14 protein-coding genes and 3 rRNA genes are annotated in these 25,913 nt (G+C 48.7%); 4 read left to right on the top strand and 13 right to left on the bottom strand.

Going from position 1 to position 25,913, the window contains the following annotated elements:
- Positions 1-45 precede the first annotated feature (45 nt).
- From OZ401_RS05515 to OZ401_RS05460, 12 genes are all read right to left on the bottom strand, one after another.
- On the bottom strand, positions 46-1,548 hold the full coding sequence (locus OZ401_RS05515; RefSeq protein ID WP_341469705.1) for an outer membrane protein assembly factor BamB family protein: 1,503 nt from the start codon (positions 1,546-1,548) through the stop codon (positions 46-48).
- A gap of 97 nt (positions 1,549-1,645) precedes the next feature.
- Entirely contained in the window at positions 1,646-2,920 is a 1,275-nt protein-coding gene (locus tag OZ401_RS05510) for an argininosuccinate synthase (protein WP_341469704.1), read from the bottom strand.
- A gap of 89 nt (positions 2,921-3,009) precedes the next feature.
- Positions 3,010-3,687, bottom strand: a complete 678-nt coding sequence (locus OZ401_RS05505) for an HAD family hydrolase (protein WP_341469703.1) — start codon at positions 3,685-3,687, stop codon at positions 3,010-3,012.
- A gap of 135 nt (positions 3,688-3,822) precedes the next feature.
- Positions 3,823-3,939, bottom strand: a 5S ribosomal RNA gene (rrf, locus tag OZ401_RS05500).
- 183 nt (positions 3,940-4,122) lie between these two features.
- Positions 4,123-6,990 (bottom strand): 23S ribosomal RNA (locus tag OZ401_RS05495).
- A gap of 376 nt (positions 6,991-7,366) precedes the next feature.
- Positions 7,367-8,842, bottom strand: a 16S ribosomal RNA gene (locus OZ401_RS05490).
- Together the 16S, 23S and 5S rRNA genes form the textbook arrangement of a ribosomal RNA operon.
- Before the next feature lie 494 nt (positions 8,843-9,336).
- Positions 9,337-12,519 (bottom strand): UPF0182 family protein, encoded by a 3,183-nt coding sequence (locus tag OZ401_RS05485; protein WP_341469702.1) that lies wholly within the window; start codon positions 12,517-12,519, stop codon positions 9,337-9,339.
- Between the two features lie 26 nt (positions 12,520-12,545).
- Positions 12,546-13,295, bottom strand: a complete 750-nt coding sequence (locus OZ401_RS05480) for a tetratricopeptide repeat protein (protein ID WP_341469701.1) — start codon at positions 13,293-13,295, stop codon at positions 12,546-12,548.
- An 80-nt stretch (positions 13,296-13,375) separates the two neighbouring features.
- Positions 13,376-14,575 (bottom strand): tetratricopeptide repeat protein, encoded by a 1,200-nt coding sequence (locus OZ401_RS05475; RefSeq protein ID WP_341469700.1) that lies wholly within the window; start codon positions 14,573-14,575, stop codon positions 13,376-13,378.
- 272 nt (positions 14,576-14,847) lie between these two features.
- Positions 14,848-16,167, bottom strand: coding sequence for a transposase (locus OZ401_RS05470; RefSeq protein WP_341467900.1), 1,320 nt, complete (start codon positions 16,165-16,167; stop codon positions 14,848-14,850).
- A gap of 206 nt (positions 16,168-16,373) precedes the next feature.
- Positions 16,374-17,795: a xylulokinase gene (gene xylB, locus OZ401_RS05465; protein ID WP_341469699.1), complete on the bottom strand. Its 1,422-nt coding sequence runs from the start codon at positions 17,793-17,795 to the stop codon at positions 16,374-16,376.
- Positions 17,796-17,861: 66 nt separating this feature from the next.
- Entirely contained in the window at positions 17,862-18,314 is a 453-nt protein-coding gene (locus OZ401_RS05460; RefSeq protein WP_341469698.1) for an NUDIX domain-containing protein, read from the bottom strand.
- Between the two features lie 299 nt (positions 18,315-18,613).
- Here OZ401_RS05460 and OZ401_RS05455 point away from each other — a divergent pair, with 299 nt between their 5' ends.
- The 4 genes from OZ401_RS05455 to OZ401_RS05440 all read left to right on the top strand — a co-directional run bounded on the left by OZ401_RS05455 (position 18,614) and on the right by OZ401_RS05440 (position 24,712).
- The gene (locus OZ401_RS05455) at positions 18,614-20,584 is read left to right on the top strand and encodes a glycoside hydrolase family 31 protein (RefSeq protein WP_341469697.1); all 1,971 of its coding nucleotides are present in this window, start codon (positions 18,614-18,616) and stop codon (positions 20,582-20,584) included.
- A gap of 342 nt (positions 20,585-20,926) precedes the next feature.
- A complete protein-coding gene (locus OZ401_RS05450; protein WP_341469696.1) occupies positions 20,927-21,919 on the top strand; it encodes an AAA family ATPase in 993 nt (330 codons plus the stop codon).
- A 2-nt stretch (positions 21,920-21,921) separates the two neighbouring features.
- Entirely contained in the window at positions 21,922-23,175 is a 1,254-nt protein-coding gene (locus OZ401_RS05445; protein WP_341469695.1) for a DUF58 domain-containing protein, read from the top strand.
- A complete protein-coding gene (locus tag OZ401_RS05440) occupies positions 23,159-24,712 on the top strand; it encodes a DUF4129 domain-containing protein (protein ID WP_341469694.1) in 1,554 nt (517 codons plus the stop codon). The genes OZ401_RS05445 and OZ401_RS05440 overlap by 17 nt, the downstream gene beginning before the upstream one ends.
- A gap of 64 nt (positions 24,713-24,776) precedes the next feature.
- On the opposite strand, the gene OZ401_RS05435 is transcribed toward OZ401_RS05440, so the two are convergent.
- Entirely contained in the window at positions 24,777-25,826 is a 1,050-nt protein-coding gene (locus tag OZ401_RS05435) for a response regulator (protein ID WP_341469693.1), read from the bottom strand.
- Positions 25,827-25,913: the final 87 nt, after the last annotated feature.

The raw sequence follows: 25,913 nt of genomic DNA, 5'->3' as shown, positions 1-25,913 counted from the left end.
TAGAAATCAGAAGCCGATCAACAAGCGTCAAATCCGGCTTCCAGCTTAATTACCGAAAGCATACAAACGGTTATCAAACGAGGTGAAATAAATCTTCCCGTTGGCAGCCGCAGGTGCAGAGGCTATTATATCATCTGCTTGATAATCCCACTTTTTCTTGCCTGTCGCAGCTTCAAGCGCGTAGAAACGGCTATCGTTAGAACCGAAGAAAACGGTATCGCTTGCTACCAGTGGGGCAGAAGCTATCCCATCCCCGGTCAGAAATTCCCATACTTTTGTTCCGCTCGTGGCATCTAAGGCGTAGAGCTTCTTATCGAAAGAGCCGATGAAGACTTTCCCCCCCGCTACTGCCGCCGAAGAACGAATAGCAGCGCCTGTTTTGAACTCCCATTTTTGTGCGCCAGTGTTTATATCCAGCGCGTGAACGTTGCCATCGTCCGCTCCGAAATATGCCACCCCATTGGCAACAGCAGGAGATGATGCAATGCCTTTCTTGCCCGGCACTTCGTAAGTCCATTTGACTTTGCAAGTGGCGGTGTCCATGCCGATAAAACGCCCATCGTTGACTCCAAAAAGGGCAAGGTTATTGACTATTGCAGGGCTGCCTGTAACACCGTTATTGAAGGGTTGTCCCAGTGAAAGAGCGCAGCGTTTCTGCCCGGTATTCGCATCTACTACATAGAAACTACCATCTTGACCGCCAAAATAAACTGCGCCATTGATTACCTGTGGCGACCCCGTAATCGGTGAAAGAGTCGGGAAGTCCCATTTCTTTTTCTGGGTGGTCAGGTCAACCGCGTAAAAGAAGCCGTTTTGAGAGCCAAAATAGATGGTGTTTCCGGCTACTGCGGGCGTATCAACGATAGGTCCGGAGGTAAAGAACCATTTCTTATCGCCTGTTTTTATATCAATCGCATAGAGCGCGCCATAGTCTGAACCAAGATAAATAGTATCCCCCACAATTACGGGCGAGCCAGGTAAATCCTGCCCGTAAGTTTTTGCCCATAAGCGGTTGAGAGGAGTGTTAATTTTAGCGTCAAGCGCACGAGTTCTACCGGGATTTAAGCCGCTATTGGGCCAGCTTTGCCCGCTGCTATCTCCGCTGCTTTGGGCAGCAGGTCCGGTTGGAGTAGGCGGAAGCGGTACGGCGGTGCTTAAATCAAGGTCGGTTGCCATTGTAGCGATTGCATTTGCCGTCTGGAGATTGCCGACATTTAGCCCGTTGTTTCCCACTAATGGGGCAGGCGTACCGTTTGCTACTTTTGTGGCGCTATCGGTGTTATTTCCGGTAGTATTTGAGGTAAGGATTAGGAAGAAGGCGATAGCCAACCCCACCAGCACCATCACTAGGGCAATTTCAAGACCGCGTCCTTGTTTTTTTCTAGGTGTGCCGTTTGACGGCTTAATCGTGGTAGGAACTGCGGCGTTATTCTTAGACGAAGTATCGCGAACCAACACCGCTTGACGGTTTTCCGGTGGGTCGTTATCGAGTTCAACGCCGGGTTGGTTGGATTTCGGTTTGGCTTTTTTGTCGGGTTTATTTTCCAAAGCCGTTCTCCTTTTTTACTTCATATGGGCGAGAAACTTGCCGTTTTTGTACTAATAATAAGCGCCGGAAGATTAACCTTCCGGCGCGTCATATCCCCTACTTCTTTACTTCTTCAGAAGGGGCATCAGGTGATATCGCATCGGGTGATGCCAACGATAGCATTTCGCCCTGAGTGCGCCCTGCCAGTTGGATTTGCGATTGGTTGCGCAAGGATAGCCCGAAGATGTTGATAAAGCCTACAGAGGCTTCGTGTTTGAACTGGTCGCCTTTGTCGTAGGTTGCCAACGCGAAGTTATAGAGTGATTTAGGCGAATCACAGGAGGCTTTTATCACATTGCCCTTGAACAGTTTGACCGTAACTGTACCACTTACATAGCGTTGACTACTGGCTACATAGGCGGCAAGGTCTTGGTGGAGGGGGCTGAACCATAAGCCGTTGTAAACCAGATCACCGTATTCGGCGGCTACCCGGGTTTTGAAACGCGCCGAGTCTTTGGTTAGGGTGAGGTCTTCCAGCCAGCGATGGGCGCGGTGCAGTACAATTGCAGCGGGCGCTTCGTAAATTTCGCGACTTTTGATACCCACCAGGCGGTTCTCGATGTGGTCAATGCGCCCAATGCCATGCCGTCCGGCAATTTCATGTAGTTTGGTAATTAGGGTCACACCGTCCATACGCTCACCGTTTAGAGCGACCGGAATACCACGCTCGAACTGGATTTCCACATATTCGGCGTTATCGGGTTGCTTGTCTGGGTTTGCCGTCCACTCGTAAACTTCTTCGGATGGCTCGTTGCGGGGGTCTTCCAGCGGTCCCGCCTCGATGCTACGCCCCCACAGGTTTTGATCGACGCTGTAGCGTTTCTGGCTGACCGAGAGCAAGGGGATGTTATTTTGAGCAGCATACTCGATTTCTTCATCGCGAGTCATGCGCCATTCACGCACCGGAGCAATGATTTTCAAATCAGGCGCTAACACGTTTACCGAGATATCAAAGCGCACCTGATCGTTGCCTTTTCCAGTACAGCCATGTGCTACGGCAGTAGCGCCTTCTTCGCGTGCTACCTGTACCAGATTCCAGGCGATTAGTGGGCGTGCCAACGCGGTTGCCAGCGGGTATTCGCCTTCGTACAATGCGCCTGCTTGAAGCGCGGGCCAAATGAAATATTTAACGAATTCTTCTTTAACATCGCGTACCAAGGCGTTAACTGCGCCGATTTCAAGGGCGCGCTTACGGATGGATTCAAGGTCGCGGTCATTTGCTCCCACATCTACAGTGAGCGTAACCACGTCCATATCATATTTTTCTTTAATCCATTTAATTGCAACGCTGGTATCAAGACCACCGCTATATGCCAGTACAACCTTCTGCATTGTTCTCTCGTTCTCCTCGCAGAAATAATAATTATGTCATGTAACAGGTTGATTGTAACATAAGGGACATATCACATGCAATATACCGCTTAGCTTCGTGAAAGAAGGCGGTTTATTGTCTCAACTGTAATTCCCTCCAGCGATGGCACTACTAGGTTCGCACCTGCTGCCCGTAAACTATCTTCGCTGTGATGTCCTACAAAGGTGATAGCAATGCTTTTCATACCCCCGGCTGTCGCCGCTTCGATGCCAGCTACCGCATCTTCCATAACCAAACAGTTCTGGGGAGGGACTCCCATTCGTTGTGCTGCTACCAGAAAGACTTCTGGGTCGGGTTTACCTCGTTTAGTGTCCTCCATACCGACAATAGCCTGAAAATACGGTAGGCTTTCGGTAATTTCGGTAATCATCTCGAGGTTTTTATGGGGTGCGCTACTGCCAAGCGCCTGTTTATAGCCGGCAGCTTTCAATCCATCCAACAATTCGCGCACACCGGGCAATAAATCAATCCCGTGACGCGCTTCTGCTCGATAGTAAAGCTCTTTTTGCTCGCCCAATTGTGCAATTTCTTCGGGAGTATGTCCGGGGAAAAGTGCGCCGATAATCTCAGGGTTGCGTCTGCCGAAGGTAGCGGTAAAATCATCGCGGGTAAAGGGCATCTTCAAGTCCTGTGCCAGTTGCACCCAGGCTTGGAAATGAAGCTCTCCGGTATCTACCAGCGTACCATCCACATCCCAGATTACCGCGTATAGGTTCTGTTCAGACAAAGATAATTCCCTCACTTATAAATTTGCTACAAAAATGAACTAGTATAACAGGCTAGATTATACTACTTTCCGCTTGAAACTACATAGGCAAATTTAACTATCAGGCAGCTTTAGATTAGAGGGTATAAAACGAAAAAGCCGCAGCGACCTATCTTGGCACTACCCTGCGGTAGGACTATTTTCGGTGCTGAGGCGTTTCACTTCTAGGTTCGGGATGGAGCTAGGTGGGTCCACCACGCTCTTGCCACGGCTTTTTCGTTTTCTAAATTGGTAGAGAGGCACAACCCCTCTGTCGAATAGAGTTTCATCAATCCAAAGCTTTTCAAAGAAAATTGTTTCATTCTATTGCGTTTTAACTTACTTCATTCAATACGAGCGAGTAACCCTTTACTCTAGTGTCTCCCATAATTAAGCGATAGACTTAACAGGGGAGTTAGAAGAAAGGAATACGACCATTAGTAGCGGTTAGCTTAACGCCTCGCGACGCTTCCACTTCCGCTCTATCAAGGTGGTAGTCTACCACCGGTCTGGGAAGAATTATCTTGGGGCGGGCTTCCCACTTAGATGCTTTCAGCGGTTATCCCTTCCGAACGTAGCCATCCAGCCGTGCCCTGCGGACAACTGGCATACCATTGGTTCGTCCATCCCGGTCCTCTCGTACTAAGGACAGCCCCCCTCAATCTTCCTACGCCCACAGCGGATAGAGACCGAACTGTCTCACGACGTTCTGAACCCAGCTCGCGTGCCGCTTTAATGGGCGAACAGCCCAACCCTTGGGACCTACTCCAGCCCCAGGATGCGACGAGCCGACATCGAGGTGCCAAACCTTGCCGTCGATGTGAACTCTTGGGCAAGATAAGCCTGTTATCCCCGGGGTAGCTTTTATCCGTTAAGCCACGGCCTTTCCACTCAGCACCGTGGGATCACTAAGCCCTACTTTCGTACCTGCTCGACCTGTGCGTCTCGCAGTCAAGCTCCCTTATACCTTTGCGCTCATTGGCTGGTTTCCATTCAGCCTGAGGGAACCTTTGGGCGCCTCCGTTACCTTTTGGGAGGCGACCGCCCCAGTCAAACTACCCACCAGACACTGTCCTCCGAAGAGTTAGAGCCAAAACGTCAGAAGAGTGGTATTTCACCGTTGCCTCCACCTAACCCAAAAGTCAGGCTTCTCAGGCTCCCACCTATCCTACGCATCTAACGCCCTAGTCCAATGTCAAGTTGTAGTAAAGCTCCACGGGGTCTTTTTGTCCTGCTGCGGGTAACCTGTATCTTCACGGGTTTTTCAATTTCGCCGAAGCCCTCGTTGAGACAGCGCCCAGATCGTTATGCCTTTCGTGCGGGTCGGAACTTACCCGACAAGGAATTTCGCTACCTTAGGACCGTTAGAGTTACGGCCGCCGTTCACTGGGGCTTCAATTCAGAGCTTGCACCCCTCCTCTTAACCTTCCAGCACTGGGCAGGCATCAGCCCCTATACTTCCGCTTTCGCGTTCGCAGAGACCTAAGTTTTTGTTAAACAGTCGCCTGGGCCACTTCACTGCGGCTGTCCAGAGCTCTGGTCGTATAGACCTACACCCCAAACAGCACCTCTTCTCCCGAAGTTACGAGGTCATTTTGCAGAGTTCCTTAACGAAGGGTCTTTCGTTCACCTTGGTATTCTCTACCCGTCTACCTGTGTCGGTTTGCGGTACGGTCGCTCTCTCTCTCCTTAGAGGCTTTTCTCGGCAGTTCAGCTTCACCAGACTTGGGTTTGGCAAGCCGCACCCTCACTGTCACCTCTCGACCTCCGCCAGGGCTTTTCTCCCCAGCCTCATCGATCTACCAGCTTCGATGTGCCGCAGCACACTCCGGCTAGCTCCCTGCGTTACCCCATCAGTCCGAACGATTAAGAGCGGTACTGGAATATCAACCAGTTGTCCATCGGTTTCGGCTCTCGCCTACACCTTAGGCCCGACTGACCCGAAGTGGATTAACCTTGCTTCGGAAACCTTAGACTTTCGGTGTGCTTGTTTCTTGCAAGCAATACGCTACTCATACCGGCATTCTCTCTTGTAGTCGCTCCCTCACTAACCTTACGGTGTGGTTCGTCGCTCCTACAATGCTCCCCTACCGCGTGCTTTCGCACACCTGGAGCTTCGGTAAGTGGCTTGAGCCCCGCTAAATTGTCGGCGCCCCATCACATTTGACCAGTGAGCTATTACGCACTCTTTCAAGGGTGGCTGCTTCTAAGCCAACCTCCTGGTTGTTTACGCGCTGAGACATCCTTTACCACTTAGCCACTATTTAGGGACCTTAGCTGCCAGTCCGGGTTGTTTCCCTCTCGACGACGGATGTTAGCACTCGCCGTCTCACTCCCTGACATAGCTGATGGCATTCGGAGTTTGGTTAGGTTTGGTAAGCTTGCGCCCCCTAGCCTATTCAGTGCTCTACCTCCACCAGCCTTTTTCAGAGGCTGTACCTAAATACATTTCGGGGAGAACCAGCTATCTCCAAGTTCGTTTGGCATTTCACCCCTAACCTCAGTTCATCCCCCATTTTTGCAACAATGGTGGGTTCGGTCCTCCACCGCCTTTTACAGCGGCTTCAACCTGACCAAGGTTAGCTCACCTGGTTTCGGGTCTCAATCCCTGCAACTTCACGCCCTATTCAGACTCGCTTTCGCTCCGGCTCCGGGTGTATCTCCCTTAACCTTGCTACAGAAATTAACTCGCCGGTCCGTTCTACAAAAAGTACGCCATCAGGATTGCTCCCTCTGACTGTTTGTAAGCTGACGGTTTCAGGATCTATTTCATTCCCCTTGTCGGGGTGCTTTTCACCTTTCCCTCACGGTACTTGTTCACTATCGGTCATCAAGAGTATTTAGCCTTGGGAAGTGGTCTCCCCAGCTTCACACGGGATTTCACGTGCCCCGCGCTACTCAGGTGCCGCCTGACCAATTTCTGCTTTCGACTACGGGGCTATCACCCGCTCCGGCAGGCCTTCCCAGGACCTTTCGTCTAGCTTCCATCGTATCATATTTGGCGGTCCTACAACCCCGAAAGATAAATCTCTCGGTTTAGGCTCCTCCCCGTTCGTTCGCCACTACTTGGGGAATATTCTCTTTTCCTCGGCTTACTTAGATGTTTCAGTTCAGCCGCTTGCCTCTCCTTGCGGAGTAACGAGCCATCACGCTCGTTGGGTTGCCCCATTCGGATATCTACGGTTACGTCTGCCAGCGACTACCCGTAGCTTTTCGCAGCTTAGCCACGTCCTTCTTCGGCTCTTGATGCCTAGGCATCCCCCGTCAGCCCTTACTACCTTTGCTTGCTTAACTCCCCCGTTAAGTCCCTCGCTTATTCCGAGACACTTTTACAGGTTACTCTTACAATTTTCTTTATTTCTTTGGACCTCAAATCCTCTATTCGCTTTTTAATGTGCTTGTTCGGTAGTTATTTTAACAACCGAAGAGTGATAGAGAACCTTCTTTGCAGGTTCTGTTTTATGCCCTGTTACAACCCACCGCTCTTTTCATTGGTTCTTTTAGAACCGTACAGGTTTTCGTTTCCTCCAGTAAAGAAATCCGAGTTGAGGCTACTTTTCGGCTATGCCTACTTTCGCACTTACTCTGACAACCTCGTTACCTTCACCGGTTACGATATTGACCTGGGATAACTGATCGTGAGATCAGCTCTAATCCCTAGAAAGGAGGTGATCCAGCCGCAGCTTCCGCTACGGCTACCTTGTTACGACTTCGTCCCAGTCACTAATCCCACCCTCGACAGCTGCCTCCTTGCGGTTAGCACACCGGCTTCAGGTGTTACCAGCTTCCATGACGTGACGGGCGGTGTGTACAAGACCCGGGAACATATTCATCGCACCGTGCTGATGCGCGATTACTAGCAACTCCGACTTCAAGCAGGCGAGTTGCAGCCTGCTATCCGAACTGAGACTGGCTTTTTGCGATCCGCTCCACGTCGCCGTCTCGCTTCGCTTTGTACCAGCCATTGTAGCGTGTGTGTAGCCCAGGACGTAAGAGCCATGCTGACTTGACGTCATCCCCACCTTCCTCCGGTTTCCTACCGGCAGTCGCGCTAGATCTTTCAACTAACACTAGGGGTTGCGCTCGTTGCGGGACTTAACCCAACATCTCACGACACGAGCTGACGACAGCCATGCAGCATCTGTACTACTCGTCTTGCGACCAGAACGTTTCCGCCCTTGAACGTAGTATGTCAAGCCCTGGTAAGGTTCTTCGCGTTGCGTCGAATTAAACCACACGCTCCGCTGCTTGTGCGGGTCCCCGTCAATTCCTTTGAGTTTTAATCTTGCGACCGTACTCCCCAGGCGGAACACTTATTGCGTTAGCTACGGCACGCAGGGGGTCAATTTCCCCGCACACCTAGTGTTCATCGTTTACTGCTAGGACTACCAGGGTATCTAATCCTGTTTGCTCCCCTAGCCTTCGCGCCTCAGCGTCAGACACAGCCCAGATAGTCGCTTTCGCCACTGGTGTTCCTCCCGATATCTACGCATTTCACCACTACACCGGGAATTCCACTATCCTCTGCTGCTCTCTTAGCCTGCCAGTATCACTCGACCCTCCCCGGTTTAGCCGGGGGCTTTCACGAGTAACTTAACAAGCCGCCTGCGCGCCCTTTACGCCCAGTAAATCCGGACAACGCTTGCACCCTACGTATTACCGCGGCTGCTGGCACGTAGTTAGCCGGTGCTTATTCCTGTGGTACCGTCCTTGCTCTTCCCACAGAAAAGGGCTTTACATCCCGAAAGACTTCATCGCCCACGCGGCGTTGCTCGGTCAGGGTTTCCCCCATTGCCGAAAATTCCTTGCTGCTGCCTCCCGTAGGAGTCTGGGCCGTTTCTCAGTCCCAGTGTGGCTGACCATCCTCTCAGACCAGCTACTGATCATCGCCTAGGTAGGCTTTTACCCCACCTACTAGCTAATCAGACGCAGGCCCCTCCTTCAGCGCATTGCTGCTTTAGTGTCTCCACCGTATGCGGTATTAGCCTCTCTTTCGAAAGGTTGTCCCCCACTAAAGGGCAGGTTCCCACGTGTTACTCACCCGTTTGCCACTTGAGTATTGCTACTCCCGTTCGACTTGCATGCATTAGGCACGCCGCCAGCGTTTATCCTGAGCCAGGATCAAACTCTTCACACCTTTTCTTTTTACCTCGTTACCTTGCGGTCCCGAAGCTCAAAAGGCGAATTGACAGAGCTAAAAAAACCTTGCTTGAATATGTTCTCTATCACTCTTCGATTATTAACGTACCACCTTCACGCCCGCTCTCCTCAAAGCCTTATCCAGCCTTTGTTTCCTGCGAGTTGCGTCCGACATAAATACCAGCGTTTCTTTCAACGCTCCTCAACCTTATGTTTTTGGGTTGGGGCTTTGGGAAGTTGTTTCCCTCTGGTGTATCTCTGTGAGCTTGTTTTGTACCCCTGTTCGGAGTGCTTGGATAATATACCACCGCGCCCTCTCTTTGTCAAGCCTTTTTAGGGTCATTTTCTAGGAGGGTTTTGACTTAGTAGAAAATGCCTACTTCTATCTATTCAGCCCTCCGCTTATTCCACTACCCCCGCTTCGGAAATACCCAATTAAAAAGGCTCTCCCCTCGTTCAAAACGAGAAGAGAGCCATTATTTGATACCGATTCTACTTGCTTAAGCCGAGTAGTTTCTGGAGTTTGTCCAAATCTTGCTGAGCAAGACTCAGTTCTTTCTGGTAAGTGGTAAGGTCGCCACCTAGCCGCGCCGTATCAGCCTTTTTCAAGTGAGCTTGGCTAGAAAGAATATACTCGGCTACCGAAGCCGGCTCTGGAGTGACACCACCCGGTGCAGGAGTACCGACAGGCACAGTTACCACCGGTGTTGTAGTTGTACCGGGGGTTGGCTGTGTACCGCCGCTGGTAGTATCACCGGGCGCAGGGTTAGGTTGCGCTTGGAAGACCTTTGTAAGCGCTTCCGTCAGGTTATTCCCAGTTGCTATCCGATTATCCGAAGTGCCTACCACCACCGTATTAAGTTGTGGAATCGGGTTGCTACTATTGCTCAAATAATATGGCAATACGTATAGCACCGATTTATCAATCGGAATGATGATGATAGGACCTGCCTCGAATTTTGAACCGCCCTGATTTAACAGGTTGCGATAACGTGAGAACTCTTGATCATTCGAGAGTGTTGAGAAGAACTGTGTTGGACCGTTGACGTTCACCGAACCGGGGAAGTCATAAATAACCAACTTGCCATAATTTTCTCCATCCATCCGAGCAGCCATCCACGCAACCATATTGCGTTTGCCTTGCGGCTCAAATGGTTGGATCAACACAAATTCTGGTTTGGTTTGTCCTCCCGGTAATTGAGTTACCAGATAGGTAGCCGGAAGCGCCTGACCCGCCTGATCCGGGCGAGGGTCTTGCGGCAACTGCCACTGATCGCTACGGGTATAATAAGCAGTTGGGTCATCCACATGGTAAGTGAGGTACAACAGACTTTGCCATCGGAATAAATCTTCCGGATAGCGGAAGTGTGCTTTTATGTCTGCCGGGATACTGCTGGAAGGCTTGAACAGTGTAGGATAAATATTCGCCCATGTTTTAACCAACGGATCAGTATCGTCCACGATGTAGAAGGACATTGTGCCGTCATACGCATCTGTTACGATTTTGACCGAATTACGAATGTAGTTAACGGTTTTGGCGCTATCCAGATAACCTGCGTGTGGGTAACGTTGGGTTGAGGTATAGGCATCTACTATCCAGTACATACGCCCACCGCTCACCACGAGATATGGATCCGAGTCCAATCGCAGGAAAGGCGCTACCAGCCGAATCCTGTCTGTGACGTTGCGGTTGATTAGCAATTTGCTATTATCGCCAACCGAGTCGCTGATTAACAGGTTGAAATCGCCCAATTTAGCGGAAAACGCCAGTTTCACAAAGAAGTTATCCAGTTTGATACCACCTTGTCCTGCGTAGGCGTAAGTGGCGTTATCTCCGCTTTGCCCAGCCGTTTTACCGGGTATCGCTTCGGTGAAAGGATAATCAATTTCAGGCAGCTTAGTGCCGACAATCGCGTAATCGGTGCGGTTATTGTAAGAACTACCGTAATAGATTCGCGGTTGATCCATCTTTAACACACCGGTGCTACTGATAGGGAAGCTCTGGGTAATCAAATTGACTGGTTGTCCCTGTGAGTCAAACTGGTTAACCGGGCTGGCTTGGAAGCCGTATCCGTGAGTGTATTGCACATGCTGGCTTTGCCAAGTCTGTGCGTTTGCATCCAGATTGCTGATACGCAACTCGCGGGCGCTAATCATCACTTGGGTTAGATTACCGTTTCGCAGCGGGTAACGATCAATGTCAACATCCTCAAAATTGTAGTAACGACGTAAAGTTTCGCGTTGGTCATACACCGCGCGTACCTTGTCGTAATCCCACAACCGGATATTATCCACCACTAAAGGATTTTGCTGTACATCTTGCTGAGTTAACGCTACTGTACCTTGGAAAGGAATTCGTTCCAACTTGTCCAAACCGAAAGCTTTGCGAGTCTGTTCGATTGTGTTGCTGATATATTTTGATTCTTTGGTAATTTCGTTGGGTTTCACGCTGAAGTTCTGGTAAAGGGAGGGGAACACCCCGCCTATCAGGATGGTAGCGCCCAACCATACGCCGGCTGCTCCTATCAGGAGCGTAGTACCAAGCCGTTCGTTTCGCACGAAAATATTGGCAAGCAATAAAACCGCCGCTGCCAGCACAATTATTGAAAGAATATTGTTGGCTGGAAATTGCGATTCCACATCGGTTGCACTTGCGCCCGGTGTTACGCCACGCGGTGAATATACCAAATTGCTGTTTGCGATTTGGTAACCCCATGCGAAAAGCGCCAACAAAAATGCGCCAAGCACTGAAACATGAGATTTTATGCCAGTAGTCAGGCTAATGGTGCGCCCTGATAGGGCAAAGTTCAAGCCGTACACCAACGCCGCTGCTATTACCGACACTACCCCCAATCCGATTAACCAGCCTTGTACGAAACTATAGAAGGGTAGATCAAATACATAAAAACCGGCGGTTTGATTAAATATTTTCTCGGTATCAGTCCAGCTTGCTGCGTTTAGATAGGTTAAGATTACCTGCCAATTGCTGGAAAAAGCGCCTGCCATTACCAAACTAACGATAATCGCAGCTACCACAAATAGAATATTCAACAGGCGCACGCTGCCACCTAACAGGGCAGTAAGCGGGTTATCAGGTGCGGCATCAATTACCGGTCCGCGTGGTCCGATACGGCGCGCTACCCATACGTTCAACATTATGACGATAAATGCGACCACCGCCGCTACTGCGAATGCGCCAATTCTGGCAATAATTCCGGTCCAGTACACGCTCTGTTGACCGATTTCCTGAAACCACATGATGTCTGCCCAGAATCCCAACAAGCCGGGCAATAATATCGCAAATACCACTACCACTACGGCAACGATAATTCCGATTATTGCTCCCCGACTAGGGCGCGGCATATTGAATTGCACCTGCGGGATATTACCTCTGCCGCCGCCGAACTGGCTAAAATCAAAATTGCCGAAAGGTTGCCGTCCGCGGGGGTTATCATCGGGGTTGCGTGGTGGTGGTCCTGAACGGCGGGAACGAAATTGGGTGAAATCAAAATTTTCAAAGGGGTCTTTAGATTTTGGGCTGTCATCATCGGAGGGTTTGTCGCGTTTGGGGTCTTTATCGGAGTCGTCGCCTCCGCCACCCCCACCGGTACCGCTCACCCTATAACCTGTGCCGCCAAAGGGTGCGGTAAAAAGCTTTCTTAGCTCTTTAAACATAGATGCTTTTCTCTTCTCTCTACTTTTCAATAATCTGATCGGCTAAGCAGGTAAACGCCAAGTAAAGTTATTGCAAGTGCCGCAACGCCCAAACTCGTGGCAAGTTGAGCGAGCGCAAACCCGGCTAATACCAGACATACTGCCATCAGGAAGAGTAATAAAGACCACCTCAGAGCTAAACGCGTATCGTTAAAACTGCTTGCGGTACGTTGTGCATTCCATCTGACCTTTTCTGAAATGGTCAGCGCTATTCTTGGAACCGCTGCTTGCAATACCTCGCTTTCTACTCTTTTTTTAGTAGACGAGGCGCGTTTACTCTTCTTCTCAGGTTGGTTCATAACCTTCCTGACTTCCCGTTCAATGGATACAGGTTCAGGAGTTATGAATTTTACCTGTTGCTTTTGAAACCTACTTCTTTTGTACGGAATGTCGGCGGCTTTTGTTTCGTTTTGTACATTTGTAGGCTTTATATTGGGTTCTACTACCGGATTTTCAGGAGTAGATGTTGCAGCTTTCATCCGCTGCTTTGCCCATTCCAGTCCGGCTATGGCGCGCTCGTTGTTCGGGTTGATTTTCAGCACCAGTTCCAGACAAGCTAGGGTTTCAGCCGGGTTGGCGCTAACGGCAGCACGCCATATCAAAGCCTGTTCGTTGGTAGGATGTAGCTTGGTAATTTCAACGAAAATGCGATAAGCTTCGCCTTGATTGCCATTTTTTGCAAGGTCAACACCCTGCTTGAAACGGCTCTCAAGCTCAGCTTGTGTGTTCAAATTCATTTATGTGTTTCTCCTCGATTGTCGGGTTGTCGGAGAAAATTAATTGATAAAGTTATAAGAATCTGCGCCTAAAAACACATTTAGCGTGGCGCACCCGGCGGAGGCGTGGCATTGATGCCTTGCGCTCGCTGCCGGGCATAGCCTGCCTCAACTTGTTGGTTATTGCGCTCATACAATACTGCCAGCGCAAGCCATCTTTCAGATCCATTTGGGTCAAGCTCAAGGCTGCGTGCAAATGCCTTGATTGCCCCTGGCACATCGCCACGTGCGGAAAGCGCCTCGCCGTATCTAGCCCAGCCCCCTGCCCAAGTCGGGGCTTGTTCGGTTACACGTTTAAAAGCTTGTGTGGCTGCTTCAAAGCGATTGCCACCACCTACCGATTGGTCATCGGGGGCGCGCATATAGGTTAACCCAAGCTCAAAATTAGCCGGAATATTGCGCGGGTCTATGCCTAGCGCCTCGTTAAGAGAAGCAATTGCTGCTTTAAAATCACCTGCATCCGCGCTTTTCCGACTGTCCAGCACCAATTTATCAATTCGGTCGGCGGTTGTCCCACTTGTACCCGCTTGCCCTGCCACAACGGTAGTTGCTTGAACAGCCGCTTGGGTAGTGGTGGCAGCAGTTTCAATTGGGGCGTTAGTGGTTACTACCGCAGTGGTTTCAGTTGGTACAGTGGTAGTTACCGTGGCAACGGTTGTGGTTGCCGATGCTGTAGGAGTAGCGGTCTCGTCAGTGGCAACCGTCTCAGTAGTTTGCGGGTTGCGCGTGACCACAAAAGCAATCGACAGCACCAAAATAGCAACCGCGATAGCGAATACTGCCAGTCTGAAGCGGCGAGAACCACTCCTGCCGGGCTGCCTACCACTCACTTTAGGGGTAGCAGTTTTCTTTTGTTTCTTATTTTTATTGCTGCCGGGAGTTGCCCTTAAAGTTGCCAGCGGGTCATCATTTTCGGGAGGGATACCGATTGGCGGGTTATCCGGCAATGGGGGGAGGGCATATGGGGTTTCGACAGTTTGCGCTGAACGCATTTTCATATCGAGTTCGCGCAAAGCATCTTTGGCGTGGCTGCTATTCGGATTAATATCTAGAGCATGTCCGAGTGCGCTGCGTTTCTCTGCCGGATTGGTAGAGGTAGTAGCAAGCCATATCCACGCAAACTCGTTGTTGGGGTCCTTGTCGGTTAATTTTCTGAAAATGTTATAAGCCTCTTCGAGGCTTCCATCTTTAACCTTCTGGATGCCTTCTTGCAGTTGCTTGGAGGAATTGCCGGTAGTCAATGATTTCCACCTTTCGGAATTTGCAGCTAATGGCAAACACATGTTATGTCATGTCATTTTACATTATAACACGCCCACGCAAGGTGGTCATCTCTTACAATTTTGTGCTTTTTATCATGGTTTCCGACTATTGTAAACAGTCAATTCATCCTTTACTCATTTAGAGAAGGGCGTTACTAACCTTGACGTTTAGATAAACGGGGCTATAGGAAATAGAAACCCGTATCGGAACTTACAAAAGAATGACAGTTTGTAGCCAGTTACCAGCAAATTTAACAGCGAATATTCGTCAAATTAGAGGTAGAAAACCCCTTTTTGACCACCTTATAGCGGGTAGCCGGTCTTACTTTGGTGCCAACCGCTCGACCCTTCCCATTTCCTCGCACTTTGCTGGCTTTGGCCGGACTGCCCAACTGCACAATTATTCCGGACAAGCCTCGTCGAATTTGCTGAGGGCTTGGCTGTCGTTGACTATTTTCCCAAGGTCGCAACACTTCCAAGCCCAAGCCTTGAGCGATTTGCAATTCGTCGTGTACCAAACTGACTATCGCCGTCCACAACTCAAACTGGCTCGGATAGCGCAAGCGTGGTTTTTCCCACAACAAATCTTGTTTGTCAAAACGATAGCCGTGTTCTATCGAGTAACGCCTCTTGTAATACGACCAGACTTGCGTCAGGTCAAGCTCAGTTTGACCCGACCACACATACCAACTTTCCAGAGGGTCATGGGTTTTACCACTGGCTGCCTCACGCTGTATTCGGATTATGCTCAGTGCCAGTTCAGGTGCTTCCCTCAAATGCAGCTCAGTCCATGCGCTTACTACCAGTTTGTGTCCATTTTCGTCCGTCCCAACCCACACTCGCTGCGGCAAACCGTGCGTATTGGGATCATTACATTGGAAACGAGCACCGTGTTTAGCGGGAGCGCCGCGACCTCGTTTCTGCTCATCTCTCACCACTTTTCGATAGAATACTCGGTTAGACTTGAGCCGCAGCAGCAAGTCATAGTCCTTACTGCTATTTTGAATAAATGCTTTGGTGGGGTAGTACCGGTCTCCCAGATTGAGCGGTCTTTCAGCAAAATATGGGCGCAATTCGCTCAGTTGCTGGCTGGCTACCTCTGCTGGTGTTTGACTGGTTTTGATCCTGCGGTTGGAGACAATGTATGTATGGCTACTGGTTTGAGCCGGCACCACCACCACGGTCGAGAATTGCCAACCCACGGTCACGGGCTTATCACAATTGGGCAGATTGTGTTTGTAAAGCCAGCCACGATCTGCAGATGTAGTGCTAAAGGGTCGCTCGATATTGGTAGCATCCACTGCCAGTACCAATCTTTCACCATCGAAGGGATGAGGGGCGTAGCGCACCATGGTTTGCTCGAAGCGAGTTTGGTTAACTTGACCCATTTGCAAAGCCTCATACAAACTGGGCCATTTTCGCTCAAAATTGGGCGAAAGGGTCAGTTCCAGTACCGATTGAGCCTGGCTTTCTGTCATAAGGGCATCCGCCAGATTAAACAATGCGTCACTGGCGTATTCAAAGCAGTCATAGATTTCGTGCCGAAATTCTTTAAGTGTGTTAAGGTTCATACGAGTAGTGTCCTTTCTCAATTAGAACATTACTCGTCTGGGCAAGTTGTGCCAACACTGCTTGCCCTTTGGTTTATCTAAACGTCAAACTAACCTTTGCTTTATTTGATAGATTCCCCGGGCTACTTATAGTCCTAAAAATTAGCGCTATAGGGCAATCTAATTGTGGTTTAATGAAATCAAACCACTATGTTGTGGCTGAACAACTACAAATATTTTGCGAAAATCTCATCATAAAGCTGTTTCTGAGATGGGTCGGGAATAGCCGCAAGCTGAGTTGACGGTGCAAAATGTAAGGTTGCTGCTGTATTCGCCCAAATACCTGCGGCGATGCCCCCCAAAATTGCTGCGCCTTGTGCAGAGGCGGAGGGCGTATCCACTATCCATAATTCGCGTCCAAGAATATTTGCAAGCATTTGCCGCCATTTTGGTTCTACACTGCCACCCCCTGCCATCCGCAGCGTAGTTATGCTTTCTGTACCGGACAACGCTTCAAGCGCCACTCGAATCCCAAAAGCAACCCCTTCTAAAGCTGCATGTAAAAAATGTTCTCGGCGATGGTCAATACGCATTCCTAGAAATGCCCCTGTACTTGCCGGATTGGGATGGTGAGAACGTTCTCTTGTTAGGTACGGTAGGAAGGATAACCCGTCAGAACCGGGCGAAATGGTTTCGATACTGCTATAAAGCTCATCCCAACTTGCGTTGAGTACTCGCCGCACCCAATCCAACGCCAGACCCCCGTTCTGAACCGCTGCCATATTGTACCAACTTGCTTCGGTGGCAGCGCGATAAAGATGAGTACGTCCGCTTGAGTCAGGTAGTGGCTTGTTGCATAGCTGTAGAAACTGTGCGCCTGTTCCCATTGTAAATTGAACCACTTCGGTATCAAACAAACCTGTACCGAGCGCTGCCGCCGCAGTGTCGGCTGCTCCGGTAGCCACTGGAATTCCGGTCGGTAAGCCGAGAACTTCTGCGGCTTGTTTGGTGAGCGTTCCGGCAATAGCCTGCGAGGGTAGCAGCGGTGGTAATAATTGAGGATCCAGTTCAAGTTCAGTAATAACATCGTCCAGCCATTCATCGGCAATCAAATCATAAAGCAAAGTTGCTGAGGCATCACTGGGGTCAGCCGCTGCAACCCCCGTCAGGCAAAACCTTATCCAGTCTTTAGGCTGGAAAGCCCACCGTGCCGCGTTATAAATATCCTGTTCATATTTAGCCAACCAGCAAAGAATCGGTCCCGCCATTCCCGGCACAAGCGGATTTGCCAGTCGGTTTAAAGTTGCTTGCGGTAAATTCCGGTATTGCTCTAAAACGGATTCTGCGCGGTTATCAGCCCAGAGGATTGCGGGACGTATAAATTCCCCCGCGCTATTTGCCAGAACAACGCCATGCATCTGTCCGCTAAGCCCGATACCCTCAATCTTGACTCCCTCTAGAATGGCTAAAGCGTTCCGAACTGCTGTAATCGTAGCTTCCCACCACTCGTTCGGGTTGCTCTCCGCCCAACCGGGTTGCTCGGAAATGACCGAATATTCCCCTTTGCTACTGCTTAAGGTGTGCCCCAGTTCATCAATTACGACAACTTTAACCGAGCTAGTGCCAAGGTCAATGCCAAGTAATCCCATAACTATAGAACCTCATCGTGTAGATACTACAGAAGATACTGTGGTGAGCTTATGGCTAGGACGAAATCAAGCTGCTTTCTGGTAAGCATCTAGCGCAATCTGGTAAATTTCGTCTTCACATTCGTAACTTAGTAAACGAGGCGAGGGCAATTTATTGAAAAGTTTTACTTCCAATATTTCATAAAAATCATGATGTGCATTCAACTGAGTTACTTCAGCATAAAATAGAGCAATTTTCAACGAACGATAAATATTCCGCTCTAACCATAACACTTGTACAAATTCAAGGCTGGAGAATTCTGCTCCGGTTTCTTCTACCAGTTCACGCCCAGCCGCGCTATAAACCGATTCACGCCATTCTACTCCACCGCCGGGAAATTCCCAGCCGCGCCAACGGTTACGGCACAATACGATTCCATTGCTATGAAAAGGTACAATTATTACTGCTTGGATATGCTCTCCGGCTTGTTGCGCTTCTTCGGGAGAAGCATAGTTCAAAACTTCTTTAATTTTCATCATTCTTTATTATTTATTCTCTTACTAAGGTATGATACCAGTTGAAATATTATACATTAATTCAGCCTATGGATAAGATAAATATTGGGTAAAAAACATGCCGCAAACAACTTTACATAATCAGAAATATTAGCTAATGATAAAAAAAAGGGCAAAAAAACATCAAAACCCGTCAAGGATTGTGTAGATATCCCCAATAAAATATTATATTTTGAGTCTGAGTAAAACCCCTCAAGATTTAAGATTAGTGTGAAAATTTAGGCGCTTGAGAATTGTAATTAGAAGCAAGGAGAAAATAAAGCATGGTCGGCGTATTTGCAATGGAGGAAAAGCGGCTAATCTGGCGCAGTGGCTATGAAACATTATGGTTAGAGCCATGGGGTAAGAACAGCTTACGAGTTAGAAGCAGCCTGAATCGCATCAATCCTACTAGTTTAAGTGCCTTGTTAGAGCCTCAGTCTGATGAATGTAGTATTGCTATCGGACTCAAGGAGGCGATTATACAAAACGGACTACTCACCGCGAAACTCTCAGATGAGGGGAGAATCAGTTTTTACCATAGCGAATCTGAGGTGGAATTGCTCTCCGAATTATCCGGCGCACTAAATACTTTGCCGGGGCGTAGTTATAAGGATTTGCACGAGGATAATTTTCAGATAGAGGCTCGTTTCAAGGCTTATGAGGGTGAGCATATCTTCGGGCTTGGGCAACATCAACACGGGCTACTGGATCAAAAGGGTTGTGTTATTGACTTAATGCAGCGCAACACTGAAGTAACCATCCCATTTTATGTTTCCAACCGTATGTATGGCTTTCTTTGGAACAATCCTACACTAGGCAGAGTAGAGTTTGGTAAGACCACAACTCGTTGGGTGGCAAATTGCACTAGCCAGTTAGACTATTTTGTTACAGCGGGCAACAGCTATTATGAAATTATGGCGCAATATGCGGGTGCAACCGGATTTGCTCCGATACTGCCTGAATGGGCGGTGGGTTTCTGGCAAAGTAAATTGCGCTATACTAGTCAAGCTGAAGTAATGGAAATAGCTACCGAGTACAAACGGCGCGGCTTGCCGTTAGCCGGGATAATCATAGATGCGTATCATTGGACTAGAATGGGTGATATGCAGTTCGACCCCACGTACTGGTCTGACCCTGCTGGAATGGTACGCGAACTGGAAGAGATGGGTATAAAGGTGATGGTTTCCATCTGGCCTCATCTCAATACTGCCAGTCGCAATTACGCTGAGATGTTGGAACGCGGTTTATTTGTGCGTACCAAACGGGGGGTAAACGGAGTAAATTTATTTAGAGATATAGAATCACCCCATCCCATTTTCTTTCCGCTTTATGATCCTTCCAACCCAGAGGCACGCCATTATTTTTGGGAGCAAGTGCGCGATGGTTATTACAATAATGGTGTCAAGAGTTGGTGGCTAGATGCCTGCGAACCGGAGATAACCAACTTTGATTATGATAATTTGGTTTACTACGCCGGAGACGGCAAGCAAATTGGTTGCATGTACCCCTATTTGCACCAGCAAACCTTTTATGAGGGGATGAGAGCGGTAGGAGAAGACGAGATTTTTTTGCTTTCTCGCTCTGCTTGGGCGGGCAGCCAACGCTGGGGTACTGTGGTATGGTCTGGCGATATACCACCTACCTTTGAATCACTGCGGGCGCAGGTTACTGCCGGATTAAACATTGCTATGAGTGGCATACCGTGGTGGACTACCGATATAGGCGGCTTTTTGGGCGGAAATCTCGATTCGCCCGAATATCGTGAGTTAATAGTTCGCTGGTTTCAGTATGGGGTATTTTGTCCGATCTTCAGGCTACACGGCTTCCGCGAGCCATATAATGAAACTAAAGCTACCGGTGCGCCTAATGAAGTATGGTCTTTTGGTGAAGAAGCCTATGAAATAATATCTGGCTTGCTACATCTGCGCGAACGCCTAAAGCCCTATCTCATGGAACAGATGCGTAAAGCGCATGAACAAGGTACGCCACCGATGCGCCCCATGTTTTTCGATTTTCCGGCTGACTCGCAATGTTATGAAATTGACGACCAATTTTTGTTTGGTGCGGATATTTTGATAGCCCCGGTACTGGCGGCAAATATAAGAAAAAGACACGTTTACCTACCTATCGGAGTTGACTGGCGCGAGGTTGCAACGGGCAAGGTTTATAGAGGCGGACAATCAATTGAGGTAGAAGCTCCTCTTGAAAGGATTCCGCTATTCGTCAGGGCATCCCGCGATATTGCTCTCTAATTGCCTGCTGTAAACACGCAATGGGAGCGTTTTTACGGGAAAACTTGAGAATCAGGTGGCAATTGTTATTGGAACGGGAGTGGAATTCGTCAGGCTATCGCTTTTTAGAAAGCCCGCAACTTGTTGGGGCTGATTATAACTTTGAAGCAGCCCCCGGAAGTGCAATGATTGTCGATGGGGGCTTTAGTTCTTTTAAATTGCCATCCTGCAATATTATTTACCTCCGGTAGCAAAATTTAAATTTGCATGGAACTACCTAAAGTGACATAATTTATCTGTCCACCAAAAGGATACAGGCTTATCTCGAAACCAAAGCGGTTTCGATTGGAATCTAGGTGAAGGATGTCCTCCAATTTACAGGTTAACGCTCAAATAGCCTCGAAAGCGCGCGATTGGGGAGAAAAAGTCGCCCGTAACGTAGAAAAAGTAATAGTGGGCAAGCGCGAGGTTATCGAGCTTGCTCTCGTTTCGTTACTGGCAGATGGGCATATTCTTTTGCAGGATGTGCCGGGTGTTGGCAAAACGATGATGGCGCGCGCTCTTGCCATTAGTATTGGCGGCAATTTCCGGCGCTTGCAATTCACCCCCGATCTATTGCCGAATGATGTTATTGGGGTTTCGATTTACAATCAGCGCAGCAACGAATTTGAATTTCATCCCGGTCCTGTTTTCAGCAACGTACTGTTAGCAGACGAAATCAATCGCGCTACACCGCGCACCCAATCCGCTTTATTGGAGGCAATGGGTGAGCGACAGGTGACGATTGAAGGGCAAGCTAAGGTTCTTACTCGTCCCTTTCTGGTAATGGCGACTGAAAACCCGGTTGAATATGAAGGCACTTTCCCTTTGCCCGAAGCTCAGTTAGATCGTTTTCTGATGCGGATTGAGGTCGGTTATCCTTCGCCGATGGCTGAGCGACAAATGGTACGCAGTCAGCAAACCCGCCACCCTATCAACGAACTAACTGCTGTTTCTACTTCTGAAGAACTGGTGGAACTCCAGCAAGCTATCGGCAATCTTTATATTGATGATGCACTGCTGGATTATGCTATTAAACTGGTAAATGCTACGAGAAATCACACTGAACTGGCGTTAGGTGGTAGCCCACGCTGTACGCTGGCGTTAGTGCGCTGTGCTCAGGCTAAAGCTGCCCTACTGGGACGCGATTATGTGTTGCCGGATGATATTAAGGCGCTGGTAAATCCGGTAATTGCCCATCGCCTGATTGTTCGTAGCGAGAGTATGATGCGCGGACGCAAAGCCGAAAATATTCTAGCCGACCTGCTAAAAACCCTCGACGTACCAAACGACGCAGTAATAGCGAAAAAGAGCTAACTGTGGTTGGAGTTCTCCTGATTATTCTCATATTGTTGCTGATTCCCGGCATCTGGGAGGGTTTTTGGCTGCTTGGGTTAGTGGTGATGGCTTTACTCTCGCTACTGCTATTTAACCGATTGTGGCTAAATTATGCCGTTCGCCGGGTGCGCCTTAGCCGCGAAATGCAGAAACAGGCATTCGTAGGCGATACGTTTGAGGTACAGGTTATTGCCCATAACGGTAGCAAGTTACCACTTCCATGGGTAGTAGTTTACGACTATATACCATCGGGGCTGAATGTTACCCCTCGTCCTGAATGGCTATTGAGTCTACGTAGCGAAGAAAAAATCAAACTCAATTACCGGGTAGAGTGTAAACGGCGCGGGCGTTACCGGGTTGGACCAATTGAAGGGCGCGCCGGGGTAATATTTGATGGCGGGAACGATAATTTTGGCAAAAGACTGAATTGGGGTGCTCGCTCACGCCTGACAGTTTTCCCTCAGATTTTCGCGTTGGAACAGCTACAATTGCCCAGTCGTCTCCCGCTTGGCAATATTCGCACTCGCCAGCCTCTTTTGCCTGACCCAAGTCGAATCGCGGGGGTGCGCAACTATGAACCGGGCGACGACCCGCGTTATATTGATTGGCGCAATACCGCCCGTATCGGGCAGCTTCAGGTTAAGCAATTCGAGCGTACCCGTATAATACCCCTTGCAGTGTTTCTGGATTTGCATCCTCCCAATCTGGCATTCAATTTTCGGCAGGCGGCTGAGGCTTCGATTTCGGTTGCGGCTTCGCTGATGGTGCGCGCCAATGAGTTGCGCCAGTCTTTCGGTTTGTACAGCAATGGAAATGATCCGGGTTGGGAAGATAATAGTTACTGGAGTGCGGGAGAGAAAACTGTTGCGCAGGGATTAAATCGTCCTGAAATGCATCCTAAAAGTGGTACTCCATGGCTGTATGAAGTGCTGGATAAGCTTTCCGCTATTGAAATCAAGGCTGACTCGCCTCGTTTTGAACAATTGGCAGGAAGCTGGAGTAATACCCTGCCATGGGGGTCAACAATTGCTCTCATCAGCTTTGAACCTTATGCTGAACTGATTACCGAGTGTGCTAGAATTAGAAAAGCCGGCTTTACCCTTATTACAATTTTTACAGCGCGTAGTAATTACTCATCTCAGTATCCAGCCGGAATTGAAGCTTTAAGGGCAATGAATCTACCCGTTTTTGATATTACCTATCCGGGAGAGCTTAACTTTGCGCCCTCAAAATAGTAACCCGAAAATTCTGGATCGAAAACGCCGTCCTCCTGCGTTTGAAACGTTGGTTATTTGCCTTTTGCGCAGCCTACAATTCACTTGCCTTTTTGCGACAGTCATTTATATGATTTATGGGATAAATGGTAAATGGCCCGATTTTTGGTTGGTAGTTGGCGTATTTGGCGCCCATTTTGCCAGTTTTTACCGGGGCATTTGGCTGGAAGAGTCGTTTCGTCCAAACCACCTTTTCGTAGCATTATCGGAAACTTTGGCGCTGGTGGTATTTATCCGTGTTATGGCTTTCTTTGCAGGCTATAATTCCAGCTTACTAGACCTTTATTTCACGCTTGATATGTTTGTGATTAGTATTGCGTGGTTGAGCGGACGTGGCTATTCCGGCAACTATTTTTACCTGCATGTCCAGCCTTATGAACTGGCAGAAGAAGATGAGGCAGTGTTTAGGTCTCTTGACACCGAACGGATAAATTTTGATCACGCCAAAAGTTATAGTGAATTAGGGGCTACTTGGAAATGGTCGCTAGGTCTGGAGATTGGCGCTATTCTATTGGCAATTCCGCTGGGCGATTATTATGGAACCATCGTTCCGCAAAGCGAATACCGCGCAAATATTCTACTTATCGGCGCAATTGGATTGTTAATTGGTATTCCCTTACAGGCGCTTTTACGATTGCGATTTTTACGCACCGGTTGGCGGGTTGACCGTCTTAAAGAACCGGCGCGATTGCCTACTCGTTGGAATTTTTACTTGCTGGCGCTACTCGCCCTAGCTTTTGTTGCCGCGTTCGGGTTAGCTTGGTTGGGAAGTTCTGGGATACTTCGTGTCCCGAATATCTCGTTGGACAATAAGAATGGGCAGCAAAATATTGTAGATGACTATTCAATTTTAGCGCCTCCTCCTACCAAAACTGTGCCCCCTGTGGAAGGGGAAGAAACGAGCAAAGTCCCGGCATTTCTTCAAGCCTTATGGTTGTTGTTAAATCTTTTGGTACTTTCGGCGTTGGTGGCTGGAATCATCTATTTCGCAATTATATTTCTCATTAAAGCCGGGTGGGTAAGCCCACGTTGGCGAGAAATTAAGCTGAAAGTGGGTTGGAATAGTTTGCTGAGCTGGCTAAAAAGCCTATTTGGGTCACGTCGCTTGCGCGAAGGATTTGAGAAGGAACTAACAGAAGATTCAGGAAGGCTTAATCTATTGCGTCGTTTCTTCCGTGAAAGAATCCCTGACAACCCGCGCGGGCAAATTCGCTACCATTATCGCCATATGTCAGAGCGAGCCGGAAGAGCAGGTTATTTTCGAGGTATGGGAGATACTCCTCACGAATATGAAGAAAAGCTTGCGCCTGTAGTTTTAGAGGCAGAACTCCAACCCGAGCTTGATAAAATTTCTCGGCTCTACGAAAAGGCGCGTTATAGTCCCTATCCATTAGATGAATTAGCAGCGGGCGCTGCTAAACATCATGCCGAGAGCCTTTCCACTTTTTTCAAGCGCAAACAACGCGAAAAGAAACAAAACCCACAAAAGCCTTCATAAATCTCGGAAGAGAGAAGCACCTACAGTCCTTTTAAGGTGTCAGAAGTAACTATACCTGTCTAGACTATTTAGGCTGAGGCTGGACGCAAAAATCTAGGTTAGTTATAGGTGTATAAGTGGGTTTGTACAGGATTTTTCCACTTTCCATTTTTTTGAGAAAAACCTCTGCCGCATCCGGGTCAAATTGGGTGCCAGAACAACGGCGTACTTCTTCCAACGCCTCTTCCACCGACCGTCCCGGCGAATAAACCCGTGGTGACACAATTGCTTCAAAACTATCTGCTACAGCCGCTATTCTTGCCCCAAGCGGTATCTGTTCGCCAGCTAGTCCATCGGGATAGCCCTTTCCGTCAAATCTTTCATGGTGAGCGCGTACGATTTCCGCTACTTTGCTCAATCCTTCAACATCTTTAATAATACGCCAGCCAATCTCAGGATGGGTACGCATTATAAAGCGTTCTTCCTCGCTCAGAAAACCTGGTTTCAACAGGATATGATCGGGTACGCCGATTTTGCCAATGTCATGGAATAATGCGCCTAGTTGGGTTACATGTCGTTCTTCCTGACTCATTCCGAAATCAATTGAAATCTCTTCGGCGTAATAGCCAACCCGTTTGGAGTGATTTGCCGTATCATCGTGTTCATACTCCAATGCGCTTAAAAGTGCGCCAATTGCGCTACGCAATAAGGGAGCATAAACTCGCATATGGATATGTTCACGTAGCAAGCGCGTTTTTTCCATCGCTAGATCAATCGACTCCAGCAGTTCGTTCCGAGTGAACGGCTTGGCAACAAACCCCTGTGCGCCTGCTTTAAGCGCATTCATTATAACCCGCATATCGTTCCTGCCGGTCATAATAATGTAGGTAGTTGAGGCATCTGAACTTTTAAGTTGTTTAAGTAATTGAATTCCATCCAGACCGGGCATTTGGTAATCAATAACTACCAGATCATAATTCTCTTCTTTTACGACCTTGAGGGCATCATATGGGTCGTAAACAGTTCTCACACTAAAGCCCCGGCTTAGATGAAGAATATAGGCAACTGTTTCGGCAGCTTGGCTAACGTCATCCACTACTAAAGCTCTAGGTGAACCACTACGAGTGAGATTCATATTTTCTATTCCTGATCCAAGTTTTAGCAATAAATAATAATAAGTTGAAGGCTGTAATAAAACGTTTTAAATTACTGCTTTTTTCTG

Origin of the sequence: Candidatus Chlorohelix allophototropha (assembly GCF_030389965.1) — a bacterium.
GTDB classification, from domain to species: domain Bacteria; phylum Chloroflexota; class Chloroflexia; order Chloroheliales; family Chloroheliaceae; genus Chlorohelix; species Chlorohelix allophototropha.
Note: the sequence above shows the minus strand (reverse complement) of the source record. Positions and strands in the feature narration are given on the sequence as shown.

Bases quoted from the DNA above. Each gene is read 5' to 3' on its own strand.
- OZ401_RS05510 (WP_341469704.1), bottom strand. From the start codon at position 2,920: ATGCAGAAGGTTGTACTGGCATATAGCGGTGGTCTTGATACCAGCGTT.
- OZ401_RS05485 (WP_341469702.1), bottom strand. From the start codon at position 12,519: ATGTTTAAAGAGCTAAGAAAGCTTTTTACCGCACCCTTTGGCGGCACA.
- OZ401_RS05480 (WP_341469701.1), bottom strand. From the start codon at position 13,295: ATGAATTTGAACACACAAGCTGAGCTTGAGAGCCGTTTCAAGCAGGGT.
- OZ401_RS05470 (WP_341467900.1), bottom strand. From the start codon at position 16,167: ATGAACCTTAACACACTTAAAGAATTTCGGCACGAAATCTATGACTGC.
- xylB (WP_341469699.1), bottom strand. From the start codon at position 17,795: ATGGGATTACTTGGCATTGACCTTGGCACTAGCTCGGTTAAAGTTGTC.
- OZ401_RS05460 (WP_341469698.1), bottom strand. From the start codon at position 18,314: ATGATGAAAATTAAAGAAGTTTTGAACTATGCTTCTCCCGAAGAAGCG.
- OZ401_RS05455 (WP_341469697.1), top strand. From the start codon at position 18,614: ATGGTCGGCGTATTTGCAATGGAGGAAAAGCGGCTAATCTGGCGCAGT.
- OZ401_RS05450 (WP_341469696.1), top strand. From the start codon at position 20,927: ATGTCCTCCAATTTACAGGTTAACGCTCAAATAGCCTCGAAAGCGCGC.
- OZ401_RS05435 (WP_341469693.1), bottom strand. From the start codon at position 25,826: ATGAATCTCACTCGTAGTGGTTCACCTAGAGCTTTAGTAGTGGATGAC.